Genomic DNA, 19,638 nt, shown 5'->3' on the forward strand with positions numbered 1-19,638 from the left:
CAGCATTTTTCCTTCTCGATGCCTATTTTACGCCGACAGGTGAAAAAAACCGTTGTTAGGCCAACAAAATACTAAAAAATCGATGGAAAACGGCGAAAGAATGCAGACGGGATTTGACAACAGGGGGCAAAATAATGTAAACTAATCACATAATAAGAAATTGTTAAGCAATCGCGCTTTAAAATTTTAGGATGAAAAAACATCAAGAGAATGGAGAAATGATGATGGAAAATACCAAAAGAGTCCGCAGGCTCGGCCGTGTGCTGTTCGCAGTGCTGATGGGCATCCTTTGTGTGCTCGCGCTGTCGATGGCGGCTCCGGAGCCGGCCAGGGTGCACGCGGCGGGAGACGCCGTTTATTTGAATGGCGCAGGCGGCGACGATGCCAACGACGGGACGACGGCAGAAAGTGCCGTTAAGACCTTTGCCAGGGCCAAAGAACTGGCGGCGGCCGACCAGAGCGTTCAGACGATTTATATCACCGGCACGGTGCCGATTTCCGGGGAGCTTTCCCTCTCGGGCACCAAGGCGGTGATCAAACGCGACCCCGGATTCGATGGTTATCTGATGCGGGTGAACAGCGGTGCCGCGGCCACCCTTTCGGACATCACGCTGGACGGCAACAGCCAGGCGGCGACAAAGACAAAAAAATCGCTCGTTGATTTGGCGGGAACGTTAAATATTCAAGGCGGTGCCGTGCTCCAAAACAACAAGCTGACGGATTTGGGATACTTTAGTGCCGCAGGCGGCGCTTTGGATGTGGATAAAGGCGTCGTCAATATGACCGGCGGGGTGATTCAAAACAACACGGCCAATTTCGGCGGCGGTGTCTTTTTGGACCATGGGGCCGTCTTCAATATGTCGGGCGGCACCATTCAAAACAACAAGGCCGTGGACGGCACGGAGTCCGGCATGGGCGGTTATGCGGCCGGCGGCGGGGTGATCGTGTATGACGGGTCGACCTTCAACCTGAGCGGCGGCGTCATTCGGAACAACACATCGGATAACCTGGGCGGCGGCATCAGCATCGGCGCAGGCGTCGGCAGCCAGGGAATGGACACGCTCAACATGACCGGCGGCACGGTGGCCGGCAACACGGCCGGATCCGGCGGCGGCGGGATTCTCGTGCAGGCGGGCTACACCAATGCCTACGGCACGGCCAATATTTCCGGCGGGAAAATCACCGGCAACGCGATGAGCGCCAAGGGCACCGGCAACAACGCCTTCGGCGGCGGGGGCATCTATGTCAATGGCTATTCGAAATGGATAACCGGCTATCACAACGGCGTGCTCAATCTGACCAACGGGGTGATCAAGGAAAACAGGGCGGTGATGGAAGGCGGCGGCTATGCCTCCTGCCCCAATTCCGAGACCCATATTTATGTGAAAAACGGCGTGGCCCTTTATGGGAATCAGGCGAAATCCGCCAAGGAGATTTATATTCTGGCAAGCAATGCCTACGGTGCCCACAACGGCGATCCGGAATACAGCATTGCCCCGTCGATGCTCGGCGGCACGCCCTATAATTGGAAATACGAAAACGGCTCGGAGGTGCCGCTCAATAAACTCACCGGCCAGCTGAAGGCAATCAATCAGGAAAGCCTGTCGCTGCACACCGATGTGACGGTGGATACCGGCGCGGAAGGTCTGGCGAAGGTCGCGATCTCCGGAAACACCTCCGCGACCCGCGGCGCCGGCATCGGCTCCAACGGGACGGTCAATATGGGCCAATACGAAGAGACATCGGTCACGGTCGCCAAGCGATGGGACGATCACAACAGCAAAAACCGCCCGGACACCGTCCAGGTGGAGCTGTGGCGCAGCCAGGGCGGCGGCAAGCCGGTGTACGTGGGGTATGAAACGGTGAAGGCCGACGACAACTGGCAGCTGACCTTTGCGCATCTGCCCAAAAACGATGCCGGCGGCCATGCCTATGCGTATTCGGTGAAGGAGCGCGCCGTTAAGGGCTATGCTGCGGAAACGGTCACCGGCAGCCAAAAGGACGGCTACACGATCACCAACGGGCCGAGCACCAGCGTGAAGGTCACGAAGGTTTGGAACGACGGCAACAACCGGGACGGAAGCCGGCCGGCCGGCATCACCGTGCAGCTTTATGCCAACGGCAAACCCAGCGGCGATCCGGTTAAACTCACTGCGGCGGGCGGCTGGACCCATACCTGGGCCGGTCTTGCCCAGAAAAAATCAGGCAAGGCCATTACCTACACCGTGGACGAAACGGCGGTGCCGGCCAGATACGGCAAGGTGATCACCGGGAATGCGGCGAAGGGTTACGTCATCACCAATACGGAAAAGACAAAATTCGGGCCCCCGACCGGCCAAAAACGGCCAAGAACCGGCGACTCCGCAAATGTTGTCGCCCTTGCGGCGAGCTTCGGCATTTCGGCGGCGATGGCGACGGTGCTTGGGATCCGGGAAAAACGGCGGCGTGCCGCTGATCGATAAAGATTTTAAGCTCGGGCTTTGAACGATAGACCCGGCAAACGGCTGACAAAAAGGACTAAACCCTGCGACGACGGGGTTCAGTCCTTTTTTTGTTGGACGGATTCCGGATAATGCCCGCTTGATGCGGAGGCGCCCGCCGCGGCGGCAAGGTTACGGCATCGGCTTTGCGCCGGGAAGATCCAGCAGGAAAAACAAGCTGGGGACCTTCGGTGCGGCGACGGGAATGGGCAGTGCCGTGCGCGGGGTTTCGCGAAAGCCCATTTTGCGGTAAAAGCGGTGCGCGCGCCGGGCCCGCACGGGGGTGTCGAGCACGATCTGGGCAAGGCCTTCGGCCCGGGCCCGCGCCGTTAGGCGGCTAAAAAGGGCGGCGGAAACGCCGGCGCGCCGGCCGCGGTATGCCGGGTCGACAAAGAATTTTTTGAGCAGGCCCACACGGCCGCGGATCATCAGGCCGATGGTTCCCACGACGCGGTCGTTCGCTTCGTCGACGGCGAGCCAGAAGCCCCCGCCGCCGGGGAAGAAATATTCGGGGATATCGGCCAGCTCCGGCTGGTCCGTCAGGGAAAGCTCGGCGTGGTTTTCGCAGTTTTGCAGATAAAGCACGAGGCCGATCACCTGGTTTTGGTAGCGTGGGTCATAAGAGATGAATCGCATGGGGACTCCTTTCGTGATTCGGGGGATCAGGCGCTCAGCCGATCAGCCGCTCATAGCCCAGACGCAGATTGCCGGCCTCCGCTCCGCCGGTCAAGCGCAAAATGGTGCAGCGGGCAAAGCCGGCGTGCGCGAGGGCGGCCTGCATCGGGCGATTATCCGGGTGGGTGTCGATGCGCAGGCTTTTAGCCCCCTTGGCAGCGGCCAGCCCTGCCGCTTCATCAAAAAGAAGGGAGGCGAGGCCCTGCCTGTGCCGGCGGCGAGAAACGGCCACCCGATGCAGGACGGCAGCGAACGTCTCATCCGAGGTGAGCCACCGGCCCTCAAGCGGGCGGCGATAGGCGGGGTCCGGGTCGAGACTGAGGGCGCAGACGGCGGCCACGGCATCGCCGCAGGTGAGCACATGGCTCAAGCCGGCCCGGATGTCGGCGGCGAAGCAGGTCCGGTCCGGATAGGGGCCGCGCTGTCATTGATCGACGCCCTGACGGCGCAAAAAAGCCTTGGCCTCGGCGGCAATGTGTGCCGTGGCATCCAGATCGGCCGTCGTCGCCTGGCGAAAGCGGAGAACAGAGGCGCGGGTCATCACAATATTCCTTTCGATAGATGCTAAAGCAAGCAGCTGATGAGGGTCAAAATGGCGAGGCCGCCCTGCATCAAAATGATTTTGGGGTTGCTGGTGACGCTGCCGTAGAGTGCGACGGCCACGATAGCCGCCATCAGGCAGATCACGGCGGCCTTGCTCGCGAAGGCAAAGACAGCCAGTAAAATCAGCACGGCGATCAGCCCGTTATAAACCCCCTGATTTTTGAAGAGCAGATTGACGGCGTCACTCTCCAGGGTTTTGGGGTCCATGCCGAAGACCTTTGCCGTTCTTTCGGAGGCGGTGGCCAGGGTTTCGAGATAAAAAATATAAAAGAATTCGAGGGCCGTGAGGGTTGCTGTAATTTTGGTGATCAGATGCATGAAAAGTTCCTTTCTAAAAATAAAATGCGAAATCCGGCGGGGCGATTCGCCCCTTCGCCCATCACCACCCGGGCGCTTTCCTGCTCCAGAGCGATCACCCGGTTTTCCGGCCGGCGCAGGGAAAGACAGGTCCCGGTGAGGAAGCTGCCGGATCCACAGGCGGGATCTAACAAGACTCTATCTTTGATACAATGTAAATTCACAGAATCACCCCGGGAATAGCTTGATTTCAGGCTGTTCTCGGGGTTTTTACGCGTTTGGGATGACAAAAGCCTGCCTCGATATTTTCCTTGGACTACTGCTGCGGTCATGGTGTCGAGCCTCCTTTCCGACACCCCTGATTAGCAAAATTAAATTGTTTGGCAAAATTAAATTGTTAAGTCGTCACTTGGAAATCCGTCTATATATTTTCCACATCCCTGTTCCGGATCGCCCTTGCTGGCGGGGACTAACCGATATTCACATGGCTGCTTTGTTATTTTTATTGGAAACGGCAACCTCGCATTATCCTCGTCATAACAGCTGAGAGTAATTCCAACCTCTCGCTTCCATTCTCTAATAAAACAATCGTTGTCACACTGTTGCTTGATTAGATCCGTTATTTCCTGATCTGTTTTCCTTTCAAGAGTCCAGCGAATAATCCTTCGATCAAAATTTCTCGGTGTGCATTTACAGCTATCAAGAAACTTCTCCGTAATTAATCCTCTGTTCAGGTCAAAAGCCACCTCGTAAATATCTGCACCTCCAAAGTGCCCGTACCCATCGTAGCTCGCCTCAAAAATAGGTTCTTTGTCCGGAAGGAGTACATAAGCACTCTCGCCGATGCACAAATTCTCCTTATTTCCTGTGTCCGCATACATAAAGCTGAATAATCCCATCGTAGTTTCTCCTTTCGCTTGGGCAATAAAATGTTCTCTCTCCATTCATCACTCTACGAAAGAAGCAAGTCAACCTTTAAGAATACCAATTAAGGCATCGGCAATCTCTACGGCCTCCTCTGCTGTGTTGTCCGCTCCAAATGTAATCCGAATAGTACCCTTTGCATATGCTTCAGGCACTCCAATTGCTTCTATGACATGCGAAATTCGCATATTTACAGAATCACAAGCTGAACCTGTGGAAATACAGATTCCTTTCAAATCCAGTCGATGCAGCAGCATTTCACCATCAGCCCCATTGATCGAGATATTAACATTTCCGGGAAGATGGTCATCACTGCCATTACGGATATAATCTACTCCGCCCTGAGATAAGTGTTGCAAAAGGACATCTTCAAGCTCATGAAGCTTTTCTGTCGAAACAGCTATTCTGCCACAGCTTTTCTTAAGGGCACTTGCCATTGCTACAATAGCTGCTATATTTTCAGTCCCGGCTCTTTGACTGTGCTCTTGAGCTCCTCCGTCAGCGTACGGATGTATCTTCACGCCCTTACGAATGTATAGGAAGCCGCTGCCTTTCATACCATTGAATTTATGGGCTGAAGCTGACAGCATATCAACACCGAGCTTCTTTACATCAATCGGTATGTGACCAACAGCCTGTACTGCGTCCGTGTGGAATAGTGCTCCGCATTCATGTGAAATAGCACTTAACTTCTGTACTGGCTCAATAGTTCCAATTTCATTATTAGCCAGCATCACGGAAACAAGCGCCGTATTATTTGTGATTACATTCTTCAGGGTTTCCGGCTGAACGATCCCGTAACTGTCCACGGAAAGATAACTTACAGGCAAGCCCAATTCCTCAAGAGATCGGCAGGCATTCAGCACAGCATGATGCTCTATCTTCGATGTTATTACATTGCGTGTACTGTCTCTTGAATAAAGAACAGATTTTACAGCCCAATTGTCACTCTCAGTTCCACCAGAAGTAAAAAATATCTCTTCAGGCTCCGCGCCAATGCAAGCAGCGACGGTTTCACGAGCAGCGGCAATAGCCTTCTTTGCTGGTTTTGCAAAAAAGTACGGCTGTGAGGCGTTTCCGTACTCATCGGTAAGGTACGGCATCATTGCATCTAACGCATCTTCATCGAGCCTTGTTGTAGCGGCATTATCCGCATAAATCATTCACTTCACCTGCCTATTCGAACAGCTTGCATCCTTCATCCTTAAATTCTTCGATCTTTTCATTCAGATCCTCGACCGTTGTATCAAGATAGGCTGCAAGGCAATCCATACAAAAGAAATTTTTTACATCTAAGCCGAGAAGCTTTTTGTTAAGGCCAATAGTGTTTTTATCCAGTTCTTCTCGACCACAGCTCACACAATCAATCCTCTTCATCAGAAATCTCCCTGAGCGTGAACTGAGGCATCTGTTTTGCGGGTTTCCGATATTCATCCGGGTCGAGGATTTCCAGCTGTTTCTGTATGATCGCTCTCATCTTGATTGCCGGGCGGAGGCAGTATTGCATAAACAGATGCTGGTCTACATCTTTTGCAGAGCGGACATCAGGAAAGAAGAGTTTTAAATACGCAGTTGTAAGCCGTTTCACGGCCTCTACATGCCGTTCATACGCACCGTCAGAGACCTGCACTAACCTGTCAACAATTGCCCTATAGCTAATGTCGTCACGCAGCAAATGAAGAATGGAACAGAAGTACTCTGTGTTCAGTGCCCAGCCTGAGATTTTTAATTCCGGTTTCATCGGTGGAATATCCCATCCTTTGATAAACCCGTGCATTCTATCAACAAGGGCGCTCTCCTTAAACAAAGAGGGAAGTTCAGTGAGCATGTTTTTATACTCGTCCATATTGCTCTGCTCAATATTCCCGAGAAATACAACGCCTGCATCAGAGGTTACCGTAAAACCGTCAACATTACATTTTCCACTTTCCATATAACCCTGGAAAATGGACTGCATCTGACTAACATCCGTGAACTGAACCTTTTTCACTTCGTCTATAGCCACATAGTCATGACCCACGATAAATCCGGTTGTCCTGCGTGCCTTATCATAAAACATCTTCGGTCTTGACACAGTGCCCCCGTCAACAAGTAAGCCAAACTTGCTGATGTTTCCAAAAACATAGGATTTTCCAGTTCCCTTGGGTGCAAGCTCGATGATGTTCAGATTCTTTTCCAGAAATGGGAGCAGCCTTTGGAGCATCGCAAGCTTCTCGTGCTCGTCCTCATATCCGCTCGGGTTATAATCCATTGCGCCAAGAAGCACATCGATCCATTCCTTTATGGAAAATTCAGATCTGACGTCCTTGTAAAAATCAAGATCAATATTATAAGGAGTAAAGCTGGTGAAATCTGTCAGCTTAATCTTACCAAGAATCTTCGGCTTGGCACTGTCATCCGGCGGGCGATATCCGAGCTCGACAACTCCCCAAATTTCGTTGCTTTTTACAAGTTCATCTTTCAAGTTGTCCCAGACCGCATCCTCAATCACTGTTTCTTTATTCGTTAAGCCATAATCGGGTAACGCAAATGATACCGTCCCAGTCTTGATGTCAATATCAATATCGATCCTGGTCAGCAATTTTACTCTCTCATATTCCTTACTGACGCGGTTTTTAATACTAAGCCATTCCTCTTTTCGAGGCATATAAGTGTTAACAAAATCAAGCAGATCCTCAACATCAAACTGTCCATCGTCATCCTCGAATTTTTTCAAAACCCAATCTCGAAGGAACGATGGAAGCTTCAACGTCTTAAGGAAACTCATCTCACCCAAATCTTTATAGACGACCATCTCGTCAAAGCATTCCCGGAGCTTATCACTCACTTAAGCCCACCTCCTTACAGAAGCTTTCTCTCGCTAAAATCAGAATTCTCTGCTGTAAATTTCAGACCAGATTTCAGCGGATTATTATTATAGTAAACATTTACAGTATAAGTTCCAGCTTTGCGCAGCTCTGGCAAGGCAATTGTGAAAGTTTGTCCATCGGAGGATTCTCCTTCATATTCTTCACTTAAACCGGATATCTGCACACTGAGGTTATCCAATTTTGTCTTAGAAAACACACGGATAACTGCATCCTTTTTGCGCCTGCTGAATTTGATATTCTTATCCAAAAGCTGTATTTCAATCTCATCTGGCGAATAAACGATTTCGATGATCGGAACTACGACCTCTTCAAGAGTTGCCCCTCCGTGTACTTCGACGTTCGCTTTCCGGCCTCCCTTAAACCTGTCATAATTGGCGAGAACCCAGTAACCGTTCTCCTCTATCGCGCAGGACGGCTTTTCATCTATCTCACTGACCGGACAGCATCGACCAGAATGCTCTGCATTTGATTCAGAGCCCCACTTATTTTCCTTTTTGCTTAGCACAGATAATCTGCTTGCTCCATGATCAGATATCATAACTGCTCGCTTGTATGTGCCATTCATCAGCTTTGTCGCTATTTTTTCAATTGTTTTGCTGATGATATCGAGCTCGCTTGAAATGTATGTTGGAAGCTCGTTATTTGTAAAATCAAATTCTTCCTCGCCATGATGCTTCAGGTCATCAAGACTTTTTATACCGTTTTTGTCTGGCACAAAAGCTGCACCGCCTTCAATAAACGCATCAACAAATTCCTTATTGAATGACGTTATAGAAGGGAGTTCGCAATGACACAGGGTGGCATATGCCATCAGCCTTCTCAACCGGCACTGATCCATAATGTAGCTAAGATACTCTACTCCCATTGCATCCATGAAGTATACGACTGTACCGTTTTTCTCAATCGCATCTAACTTCGCACTGCGTGCCGGAAGCAGCAGGTTGAATTCTCGTTTTTCTGCCTGTTCATCCACAATTTGCAGAAAATCAGGAAACACCTTATTGACAACCTTCTGATATTTATACTCCTGAAAGTAAGAATCCAGAAGGGAAATCTTAAATCGATAAGGCTGTAGGTATGCATACAGAGCCGGATACACATGCTCAAGGATTTTTATTACTTTGCTGCGCCCTATTTTTTCAGAATATGTGGCGAGGTTTTCAAATATGAGATCTTGCTCACTCTTCGATGCATCTGTGAGGTAATATAGAGCATTTTCCCCCTTGCTTTTGACCATGGCGCAGTAATCAGCAACTTCAGAATCCGGATTACCTAATGAACGAATGATATTTTTTCTCTCGTCATAGTGTTTCCAGAAATCCTTATCATCCTGAGAAAGATGAAGAAGACTTCTGAATACGCCTCTAATAAGAAGAGTACTGCTATCTGCTATTTTCGTTGCCTCACTCAAGCACCAGCTGTTTTTTGCTCCGTAAAGTTTAAGGGCTATGAAATAGAGCCACTTTTTTCTCGAATCAAATGAAGTCCAACTCCCAACGGCAATCTCAAGATTCGTAGTGGTTCCAAATACATCAACGATGTATTTTATCCAAGATCCATATTGCGAAATTTTAGAAAGTGCAAAGTCCCAGTCTTGCTCAGTCCCGTATTCTTCCCTCAACTGTCCGGTTGAAACATCCATGCCGCACAAGACTTCAAACGAATTACTGAGTTCCTTAATGGTATATAGCGAAATGGGGTACGATGACCTATGCTTTCCTGTATGCACGAAAAGCTTCGATGCCGTGCTATGTTCTACTGAAAACGCAATATTTTGAACACCTTCGACAACGGTTTCTCCCACTGTGGCAGGCATATCCTGTGTGGAAAACGTTAGCTGCGGAAGTTCCTGCTTTTGTCCGTCAACCATATAAACGAATTGTGAATATCTCTGCTCGATCTTTACCAGGTATTTTTCGCACTGATAGCATACTATGACCAAATGAAGTCCAGTCAGTGACATTCCAATCATCCGATTTATAAATCCCTGAAGTTTCTGTTCTCCGAGAAGCCTAAAGTAACTGGTTGTACCAGTGAGGAACACAGATCCTTGCTTCCTTCCCAGATAGTTATAAAGTTCGTCTTCAGAAAGATTTTCATCCGCCATAGAAAAATCCGAAGCATCTTTGAAAACATTTTCTCCTACGGAAAAATGGCTACAGATTGTATCCATATCTTCAGGATTGTTCACATTGACAAAACGCGGATGACTGTCACTGCGCTGAAGATATTTTCCGATCCGCTTTATCACATCTTCTCTTCTAAGGCCCATATTACGTGCCTCCTTACTTTCCCTTTATTATCTCCATGCCAACGACCATGTTGTCCTTGATAAGACGTTTAAGATATTGTTTCACATCAGCTACGTCCATGCTGTCGATTTTCTCCAGTGCCTTATCGCAACCGGTTTCGTTGTATTTATATTCAGCCATTTCTTTGAGTTTTTTATCAACCTCAGGAAGGCCAAACCAATCATACGGTTCCGAGCCCATTACTTTCATCAGATGATTACGCACTTCATCCAAATCATCAAGCATGACGCTGTAAGACTTCACGACATTTTCTCTAAATGCTTTGTCTCTTTCATCCTGACTGGACAGTCTATCAAAGAAATCCGCTCTCTCAAGAAACTCGATTGCTTTATCTATTGATGCTGTGTCAGGCTGTTTTCTATTTAACGTTCCGAATGCTGATCTGGCCGTTGCCACGTCCTTATCAGAAATCATACACAGGATAGGTGTCCGGTATTTCTTCGACCACTGTCTCGGATTTTCCGTCTGTGTTTTCTCACGCCACATCTCTTTCAATTTTGTAGCACTCTGCTCACTTATGTATTTATCGACTGCTGCCTGAACAGCAGCCTGATAGTCCGATTTTTCAGAGGTGAACAGGTTATTCTGAAGCAGCTTGAATATCTCACGGGCCTCTTCTTCACTAAAACGTCCAACTATATAAGCACAAGCCTTTCGGAACAGATCTGTCTGGTTGTTATAAAAGCGAATGAACGCCTCACCATTTGCACTAATCTGTTCAAGGAACTTCTCCCTCCTTGAATCAAGCAAAACGCCAGACTTCTTGATGTCGTAGAGCATCTCCATGAGCTCCGACAGGTCTTCCCAATAATTCTTCGCATACAGATAGGAAATACGGATCATGCCGCATTTATCCGTCCACTCCCGAATTGCGCCGTCAAATGATATATTTTTTGGCAGTATCTTATTGCTCTGTACGACGATTTTATACTCCAGAATAACTTCATCGATCTTCTGATTCGCAGTATCTGTATTCCAGACCCAGTTTGCTGCATCCGCATCAAATTTCTTTTTCAGCCGATTAATAAACTGTCCGCCGTCTCCGACTTCATTCGCAAGCTGAGGAAGAATTCCTCTTTCATACTGATTCAGATACGCCTTCATCCCGTCGGAGCATTTGTCCTTTGTGACAAGAGCAGAAAGGTCGTCAATCGCTTCCGGATTTTCAATGCAAAGTTTACCTATGGATATAGCAATATCACTGTCGGTCTTTGACGCGCCGAAATTATTGTTATTGGCAATACCGCTGTAATAATCAATCAGTTCCGAAACAGCCTCTTTACTGGATTTCAACTCGGCATCTTTAAGCACATATTTAAGAACCCAAACAGGGAAGGACAAGTCCTTCATTTTCTGGCGGATACGTTTTCTGGTCTGTTCCACCGAGTTACAAAGATTGATCGGGATACCAAAAACCTTTGAAGAGGCCTCATTGAATGCTTTTTCTTCTGCTGTTGTCGTTACAATATATTTATCTTTGTAGCGCGGGATAGGATTCACCTGATGCTTAATGATCTCCGATACCATCTCTTTGAGCTTGGTCACATTTAGGACATCATTAACGGTTCCGTCGCTATAATTGTAGGTTCCGTCCGTATATTCCTTCAGGAGAAATCCAATAACGAATGCTGTCAGATTACACGGCATGAAGCCGTAGCTTCCATTTTTATCCTGTAGGAAATCATAAATCTGAGCGATAGATATCCTGTCACCAGAAGTAAAAGCATCCTGAATCACCTTGTCGACTTCGATCTTGATTTTTGAAATTGGAAGATATGGAGCTGACTTCCAGTATTCAGGAACTTTCCATGCTTTCTTTCCAATGTAGTTTTCCAACTTTGTCTGCTCGTTTCTGGAGCGGAACTGCCCCTGAGTAATCTCCTCAGCACCATACTGCACGCCTGCTGGAAGCGAGGTGGATTGCCACATCGTATCATTCACCGATCCATCTGTTTCAAGTCCTTCGCTATAGTGTTTGCGGTCGATTGTAAAAAGATACTCATAAAGCTGGTCGATCGTAGCCGCGCGTTCTCCGTCCGGTTTATCCTGTGAATAAACAATGAATTCACCAGCCGCAATCTTTCCGCGCCATTTCTTCAGTGCTTCCTTTGCATTAGCGTCATACTGGGCAGCAAGACCGCGATCCTGCTTTAAGTTCACAACAGAATTTGCCATCGCATCAGCGTACTGCTCCAGAAGATCATTCCCAAGCGGTGTAATGGACGCATCAATAAAGACGATGTGATAACTTCCATCAGCAATGGCCTCTTTGATCGCTTTCCCGATCTGCACGCTCTCCGCGTCATCTCTTGCAAATGTTGTAACTGCCATGAGCTTATTACCGAGAGAATCCTCCTGCCCACGCAACTGGTTAATGGTCGATTTGAAATCACTGTATGAAACATACTTCATCACATAGCGCAAACGAAGTGCTCCCGTTAAAGAAATAGCCGACTGCATGTCCGCCTCCTGTAAAAGCGTGGAGGTAGGCTTCTTTTTCTGTTCTTCTTTCTGTTTATCAATCTCAACAACATTACCGGAATTAATTAAAGCTGAATACTGTGTTCTACCGCCCGGCATCGGCTTCTTGTAAAGAATGTCCGGAACCATGCTGTCAGCTATGCGTACAGGCTCATCGTTTTCGAGATCAGAGCCCTCAAATGCGTTATTCAGGTTCCTCTCATTCGGAATAAAAAGCTCGACTGAATCTCCAGCACGCTGAGATATAGCCTGCAAAAGCAAGACTGTCTTCAAAACACGCTGCCGTTCCGTATCAAGATTCTTGTTCGCTGCAAACGCATAGCAATCAAGGATTGCTCTGATATCTGACGCGAGATATTCTTTTCCCTTCTCATAGAAGAAATCCCATAGCATGTCTATTGTCAAAAGCGGATTCGCATCATACGGGCCACGATTGTTTATAAACCACTGGAATCCCTTAATTTCATCACCTCTGTCATTCTTGATAAAATCAAACATACTCCGCTGATTGGAGTCAAACGCGGAAGAAATGTGTTTAAGAAGCAAAGCTGCATATGGATGAATCGGCAGAATCTTCTTAAGCTCCGTGTCTGTGATCTTTGCTTTCTCTTTCACCAGCTGCCTGGAATCGTGCGTTCGGTCATACAGCTCGTCACGTGTCTCCTGCCAATCCTGTTGCACAACAGGATCATCATTTTCTTCCATGGCGTCTCCCATCAGACGGAACGCCATGTTTTCCGGAAGCTCAATATTACAGATCGGCTGTACAAAGCGGCTCATCAGACGCTTCCAATCCTTATCCGACTCTGGGAACATATGCATCACGTTATGTGTAACAATCATCAGATAAAACGGCTTGTCACCACTGAAATCTGCGATTTCCTGAAAGCCAGTCATGGCACGCATATTGTTACGAAAATAATCAGTGAACTCATCCCAAATGAACACGATGGCCTTGAAGTTATTTCTCTTGATGACCTCCTCGATCCATTTGAGCAGAGAAGTCGTTGTAAGCGTCAGCGCAGAAAAATGCTGTTCTCCGGCGACCTTCATTATTTTTCCCATTAAAGTCTGAAGAGCCTCACCCTTTGAGGGCTGCTCCATTGCTTGTTCGCTGTATGTATTAAGTTTTTCAATAATGGCATCTACATCATTTCCGGCAAAGAGCTCCTTGTATTTTTCATTGATCAGTGCGTTGAAATAATTTTTATTGATGGAATCGGAAAGCCATGCAACAGCAGAATCTTTCAGTGCACCCTCACCGTGATCCTCGATACCTGCATTTTTTAACGCAGCTACAATGCTCTGCTGGATAGCGAAAACAAGGTCGTCATCTCCGTAGATGTTCGAAGAACCATACCGATGTACAGTCAGGATTTTCTGCTCCCCGCTCTTAATCTGCTGGAACTTATTGTAAAGATCCGTGCTGAGTTCGTCGTTGTACTTTTCAAAATATGCTTTTGTATCTTCATCAGAGGCATCAAGCAGCTTTTTCAGCGTCAGCACGGCGTGAGACTTACCTGTACCATATGCGCCCTCTACCCAGATAGAAAGCTTCTGTTTCCGGGAAATCACACTTATCGTGTCCTTCACGAGCTTAACGAAAGTCTCATGTGGATAGAATTTTTTCCAGAGGTCAGGATGACTTTCTATTTCCGCTTCATTGATCTGTGCCAGATATTCAGGATCAATGTCAAAATAATCGCGGTACTTGTCTAACATGGCTATGCCTCCTTAAAAAAGTGTCAACACGTCCTGCGAGGTCTTCTCGCTGCGGAGTGTAATATTATCAAGATCAAGCGTAAACGACGCATTTATGAATTCCGGATAGTTTACGGAAAGTCCGGTCAGGAGTTTCTCCATCTGGTCTCGATCGATCCCGAAGATTTCCGTCGGGCTCACACCATCACTGTCAATCTCGTGATTCAGAAGCCTCCCCAGTGTAAACTGGTAATAACCGCCACAGCCTTCTGCAAATTTATACAGCGAATAAAGGATGACACGGGGATCTGGATTCTGCCAAGGTGTACGAGTTATTGAAATAACATGCCTCTTTTCTTTATCGGAATGCCCCATGCCAACTTCATTAAACGGAAGCTCTACAAATCTTCCGAATGAGCTCCAGATATCATTAACCCAGCTTTCTTTTGCTCCATCATTGACTAAGAGTGATAATGCATATTCCTTGTTGTATGTCTCAAACATATTCAACCGTTTCACATACTAGTTGATTTGCGGAGTATATGAAAGATTTACCAGCATGATTCCCCAGCTCGAGAGATTATCAAGACTGATCTTGTCTATCACTTCAGCTGTATGGCTAAACCCACTCTCATCCAACAATTCAGCATCTCTAAGAAAACGCTTAAAAAAGCTATACATCTGAGAGCCAAGGGAATGCTTCTGATCGAAATCGTTTTTGTAATTAAAATACTGCGTAAACCACTCCATTTTAGGCGCATGGTGCGAGTAGCAATTTAAGCTCTTATTTGCTGACATAATCAGTCCTCCTTTTGGCATTTCCAACGATTTATATATCAAACATCCTTTATCGACTTTATGACATTCTGAGCAATGGATGCATCTATCACTTATGCTTACTTGACCATTTTTCATAGAAATACAACCATTATGGCAGTCCGCTTCACATTCACGGCAGTTGATACAGCAAGCAGCCTTACGAAATACATTTTTCAGCAGTTTTACGAACAGAGGGTCTGATTTTGCAAGTTCCTCATCTATGAATACTCTATAACCTCTCTCTGTCTCTGTAAGTACAAACTGATGCTCTTTGCTGCGGAACAGAATCGTATAGGGTGAAGAATCATTAAGCAAAACACCGACCGTTTTTATCCATTCTTTCCAATCAGTTCTTGGTGAATCAATGGTAAGAATTTGTTTTCCGCGAGTTTTAGATTCTGAATATCCAATTTCAATTGGTAAATCTCTCCCGTTCTTGCGAGCCTTCCACCCTCCATTTTCAACGAACTTTTTTAGTGCTTCGTCGGTCGTAAAGCCTTTCTGGTACATTTTTTCAATTATCCGAATGAACTTATCAAATTCTTCAGGATACCAAGCATGGCTCATAAAGTCATTTCGCTCAGCTGCCCTTGGACACACCAGACACCCGGCTCTTCTATGTCCCTTTTTATAAGCTTCATTCAACAGCAGATTCTCAGAATAGATGTACAGATATAATTCAGCTGAATTCCATTCCAATATAGGATTACAACTATATTGACCTTTATGCTTTTCGCCGAGACTAATATAGTCATATTCACTTCTGGCCAAGCTTTCACTGGCACGTATACCAATAAAAGCCATCCCTGTGAAATCTGATTTTCCAGTCTGATTCCGTAATGCAAGCACTTGTGGCGCTGTCTTATGAACGCTGCAACACCACCTCGTCACTGTGGCAGGAGGCCCAAACATTGACCATGTATATTCAGGATCGTATTCAGATTTTGCTTGGATAAAATCTATATCTTGCTCAGCGCAGTATTCCTTTACCTTTTTCACAACATCGTAGGTGTCCGGAAATTCCATACCCGTATCCCCAAATAACACCTTAAAGGCATTGTGCGGAAGTGCTCTCTGAACAATATCTAATGTTACGATGCTATCTTTACCTCCTGAGAATGCAACATAAAACACGTCGGCTTTATTCTTATATTTTCGATAAGTGTTATACGCTTCTTTAATAGTATCCTGAGCCAACCCCTCAAGTATCCCTCTGTTCTTCTCCACCATCGCAGGGATATCAATAAATCGAAGTGGTTCTCCGTTCGGTTCAGGTTCTTCAAGAATAGAAATTTCCGGCGCAGTATAGCATGATCCTCCTTTTGTCTGTGCGACTTTCCGGCCTCGATAATAATAATTATTTGCCTCAGCCCACATATAAGGATAAGCATCGTTCTTGGCATAATTCCAGTAACGATCAAATCCGAGTATGTCCAGCTCTTTATAGTAAACAGGACGTGGCTCTTTGCTGAAGGCCAGCGGTGAGCTGGTCAGCAGCAAGCCTCCTGTCTGTTCATCGTAAGTGTATGCGTACATGGCGTCTATTATCCTTTCTTTGACCTCTGCAGTTTTGCTCTAGACAAAGTCTGTTCGATCCCTCTGTAATTTCTGCGGGCAAGCAGACCGATGTCGACCAGATACTGCAGGGCGTTTTCTCTGTTGAGAGGGATTTTACTGACAGCCAATTCCGCGCTAACCAGTTCGTCAAAATCATCAAATCGAGAGCTTCTTTTGACGATAGCTCCAACAGGTGTACCGGCAGTAAAGCCGATATGCAGCAGTTTGAATTTTTTGCTGAAGTCTGCCACATAATGCTCCAGCAAGAATCCATTCCAAGGAAATCCTGCATCTGGGAATGAGCCGAAAAAACTGATTTCCTTTAAAGCAATGTAGTCACCGGTGCAAAAGCGACTGATCGCAGCATCGGTCGCCTCTGTATCAAACGACACCTGATCGCGGGAGACAAACTCGTCTTTGTTGATCCGAAGAGAATTTGCATATACTGAATCAAAATAAATCGGGGTGTCCAGATCCCTCTTCAACGAGTTCAGCTTTTCCAACGTGAAATGATCCCGTGTCGCTGCAAAGTGTGCAAATACATCTGACATTGACAAGTCCTGCCCATAAGCGCTGATAATCTTTCCTCTGAAAGAAAATACATCCTGCAGCTTATATGCAATGACGCCCCGCAAACCAAGCCACGTAAGGAATGGATATCTTTCCATGATAGCAGGTAACTTGACAATTACAGCATCTGTCAGTTCCTTGCCGCCCATATATTCCTTATCATCTATTGCGCTCTGAATCAGCTCAGTGATCGTGTCAATTTCCTGCTTTGTAAAGTGAACGATATCCGCATGAAAATATTCGCCTTTCTGGTTTCGAACAAATTCAGCGCTGTTATGCCCTGCCACTGCCCCGAACACAGCAGCCTCATTAATATGCGACAAGGCTTCTTTTAAATCTTCCACCGTAACCGGAATACCCTCTGTTATAAGATAATCACGAACTTCATCCGTAGGATTCACTTCGGCATGAGCATCTGCGATCAGATAGTTTTTACTTATGTAATAACGGCCGTCATTCATGTAGGCCAGATAACTTTTAAGCATTTCCGGATTGTTTATTCGTCTTCCGATGAATTCCAGCTGAAACTCTTTATAGAGCGCATCAAAATAGACCGCCATCTTCCCAGCCTTAAAACATTCAGTGATATAAGCAAGAAGCCTTTGTGCTGTATGCTCTGCCATCATCATTTCCGGCAAATACACGAAATCCTGGCATCTGACTGTAATGTGAGCGATACGCTTTCGGACGGCTTCGTCATCTTCGGCGAGCTCCAACCTATGCATATCTTTCCAGAAGGCACGGAAACGTCCCATATCGAGCCGCGATTCAATTCTGAATCCCTTAGGGAACTTTTCTAAAAGAATTTTTCGATAAGGAGTAAAATCTACATTCTCAAAGTTCTCTTTTGTAGCAACAGACGGTCGTTTATCTACTATTGCACTGTCCCCACGAATATATTGCAGATACTTGCGTAAAGCCGCCCGGAAACGATTATGCTGACGCTGATTAAGTTCTATAAATTCTACTGTTTGGAAAAGGGCATCTGCCGTCTCCGACACAATGATAAAATCCATTGTTCCTCGGATCATTCCGTGACCAATATTATTTTCTCTGGCGAAGGTATCTGCCGTGTTAATTGCAGAATCATAGCTGCGTCCTGTGCCCTCTGCCATTCCCTGAGTCTGTACCAGCCAATCATAAAAAGAAAGGCCGTCTATCTTACGTTCTTTAGATTCTTTCTGTTTGGTCTCAGTCGGCGCACTTTCTGTTTTCCTTTTACCACCTTGTGTAGATGCATAGGTGATTTTCACATCATCAAAGTCAACGGCACAAAGCTTCAGCAACATGCCGCTTTTTTCGACTATCGCATCTGCACTTTCATTTGTTTCGAGATATAAGTCTTCTGCTATTTCTCTTGGATCAAGCATGGCATCAGAACCAGATGTATCTGCCACATCGATTCTTCCTCTGCCTCGAATACTTTTTCCTTTAAGAGATGCTATCTTATCCGGGTAATCCTCGAATAGACACTTCACAAGCTGAACGTATGCCTGCGTCCAGTTTCTTACAGAATAGTGGGTACCGGAATATTCCAAATCCGACGGACGTGTGTAACTGTAGCTCCGTTCTTCTGCAAAAGAGACTTCCATTAAACCGGCATCTGTTTCATTTGAGGAGCCATCTTTTATTCCCAGCGTCTGGCCCCTGCTTTCTTCAACAGTGCTATCATATTTATTTTCAGTATTTCCGTTTTCCAGATACTGTAGATAATCCTTATATGCACTCAATGCTGTAATATAGGCATTTCGTTTTTTCCCAGAATGTATGTTAATTCCTTTATTTGAACGAATCCGCCCTATCAGCGATTCGATTTCCTCTATGTCAGTTATCTGAAGAATACTTGGCTGAATTGTCCTGTTCTTCCTCAGCAATATGCTCATTACATTTAACGACGAAAGGATATCGTCAGCCTGTGTCGGATTATTCTTTTTTATCCAAACAGAAAAGCTCATGTTCTCAGCTTTGTCTGGAACTGACATATCCATAATCTCCTCTAACAATTCTCGGTATTTTAAAGGGCTTTCTTTATAGATCTTAACGATATCAAAATACCAGCCCGTCTCAACGCGCAGCCCTGAAACTCCGTCTGTAAAAACGTACTCCAACTTGCTCATTTGAAGGGTGATTCCATTCTCGTTACGGAACTTCTCATCGATGGCAATCCCGCGAGCTGCAGCAAGTTCCCGCAGCTGTTTTGAAACATCGGATATTGCGCGTTTTCTTTCAATCGTATGATTCAGTACGTTTATCAGCGCCTGAAGCAAGATGGCTTCTTCATGCTCATCCCATGGAATTCTTATAGCCACGCCATCTGCCTCCTTCCTCGATAAAACAATACCAAATCAC

The 19,638-nt window shown here is 46.6% G+C and carries 14 protein-coding genes; 1 reads left to right on the forward strand and 13 read right to left on the reverse strand.

Translation table 11 applies throughout. From position 1 onward, the window contains the following. The first annotated feature begins 224 nt into the window (after window positions 1-224). Window positions 225-2,462 carry a Cna B-type domain-containing protein gene (locus tag HMPREF0721_RS10850; RefSeq protein WP_207635248.1) on the forward strand — a complete coding sequence of 746 codons (2,238 nt, stop codon included), beginning with the start codon at window positions 225-227 and terminating at the stop codon, window positions 2,460-2,462. Between the two features lie 150 nt (window positions 2,463-2,612). Here HMPREF0721_RS10850 and HMPREF0721_RS10855 read toward each other — a convergent pair whose 3' ends face one another. From HMPREF0721_RS10855 to HMPREF0721_RS10915, 13 genes are all read right to left on the reverse strand, one after another. After that, on the reverse strand, window positions 2,613-3,116 hold the full coding sequence (locus HMPREF0721_RS10855) for a GNAT family N-acetyltransferase (protein WP_006599842.1): 504 nt from the start codon (window positions 3,114-3,116) through the stop codon (window positions 2,613-2,615). Window positions 3,117-3,150: 34 nt separating this feature from the next. Continuing rightward, window positions 3,151-3,516, reverse strand: coding sequence for a GNAT family N-acetyltransferase (locus HMPREF0721_RS11630; protein ID WP_006599843.1), 366 nt, complete (start codon window positions 3,514-3,516; stop codon window positions 3,151-3,153). Between the two features lie 203 nt (window positions 3,517-3,719). Further along, the gene (locus HMPREF0721_RS10865; protein ID WP_006599844.1) at window positions 3,720-4,076 is read right to left on the reverse strand and encodes a DUF1304 domain-containing protein; all 357 of its coding nucleotides are present in this window, start codon (window positions 4,074-4,076) and stop codon (window positions 3,720-3,722) included. Continuing rightward, window positions 4,067-4,279: a hypothetical protein gene (locus HMPREF0721_RS10870; protein ID WP_169310242.1), complete on the reverse strand. Its 213-nt coding sequence runs from the start codon at window positions 4,277-4,279 to the stop codon at window positions 4,067-4,069. Before HMPREF0721_RS10870 ends, HMPREF0721_RS10865 begins: the two co-directional genes overlap by 10 nt. A gap of 165 nt (window positions 4,280-4,444) precedes the next feature. After that, window positions 4,445-4,954, reverse strand: coding sequence for a hypothetical protein (locus HMPREF0721_RS10875; RefSeq protein ID WP_040640089.1), 510 nt, complete (start codon window positions 4,952-4,954; stop codon window positions 4,445-4,447). Between the two features lie 69 nt (window positions 4,955-5,023). Beyond that, window positions 5,024-6,142, reverse strand: a complete 1,119-nt coding sequence (locus HMPREF0721_RS10880; protein WP_006599847.1) for a cysteine desulfurase family protein — start codon at window positions 6,140-6,142, stop codon at window positions 5,024-5,026. Between the two features lie 13 nt (window positions 6,143-6,155). Next, complete coding sequence (locus HMPREF0721_RS10885) at window positions 6,156-6,356, reverse strand: hypothetical protein (RefSeq protein ID WP_006599848.1); 201 nt, start codon at window positions 6,354-6,356, stop codon at window positions 6,156-6,158. Beyond that, complete coding sequence (brxL, locus tag HMPREF0721_RS10890; protein WP_006599849.1) at window positions 6,343-7,806, reverse strand: BREX system Lon protease-like protein BrxL; 1,464 nt, start codon at window positions 7,804-7,806, stop codon at window positions 6,343-6,345. The genes HMPREF0721_RS10885 and brxL overlap by 14 nt, the downstream gene beginning before the upstream one ends. Before the next feature lie 14 nt (window positions 7,807-7,820). Then, entirely contained in the window at window positions 7,821-10,121 is a 2,301-nt protein-coding gene (gene pglZ, locus HMPREF0721_RS10895) for a BREX-4 system phosphatase PglZ (RefSeq protein ID WP_006599850.1), read from the reverse strand. A 13-nt stretch (window positions 10,122-10,134) separates the two neighbouring features. Continuing rightward, window positions 10,135-14,364, reverse strand: a complete 4,230-nt coding sequence (locus HMPREF0721_RS10900; protein ID WP_006599851.1) for a hypothetical protein — start codon at window positions 14,362-14,364, stop codon at window positions 10,135-10,137. 12 nt (window positions 14,365-14,376) lie between these two features. Next, window positions 14,377-14,847 carry a hypothetical protein gene (locus HMPREF0721_RS10905; RefSeq protein ID WP_006599852.1) on the reverse strand — a complete coding sequence of 157 codons (471 nt, stop codon included), beginning with the start codon at window positions 14,845-14,847 and terminating at the stop codon, window positions 14,377-14,379. An 18-nt stretch (window positions 14,848-14,865) separates the two neighbouring features. Then, a complete protein-coding gene (locus tag HMPREF0721_RS10910; RefSeq protein WP_006599853.1) occupies window positions 14,866-16,698 on the reverse strand; it encodes a phosphoadenosine phosphosulfate reductase domain-containing protein in 1,833 nt (610 codons plus the stop codon). An 8-nt stretch (window positions 16,699-16,706) separates the two neighbouring features. Beyond that, window positions 16,707-19,598 (reverse strand): hypothetical protein, encoded by a 2,892-nt coding sequence (locus HMPREF0721_RS10915; RefSeq protein ID WP_006599854.1) that lies wholly within the window; start codon window positions 19,596-19,598, stop codon window positions 16,707-16,709. Window positions 19,599-19,638 lie beyond the last annotated feature (40 nt).

It is taken from the genome of Pseudoramibacter alactolyticus ATCC 23263 (assembly GCF_000185505.1).
GTDB lineage: Bacteria > Bacillota > Clostridia > Eubacteriales > Eubacteriaceae > Pseudoramibacter > Pseudoramibacter alactolyticus.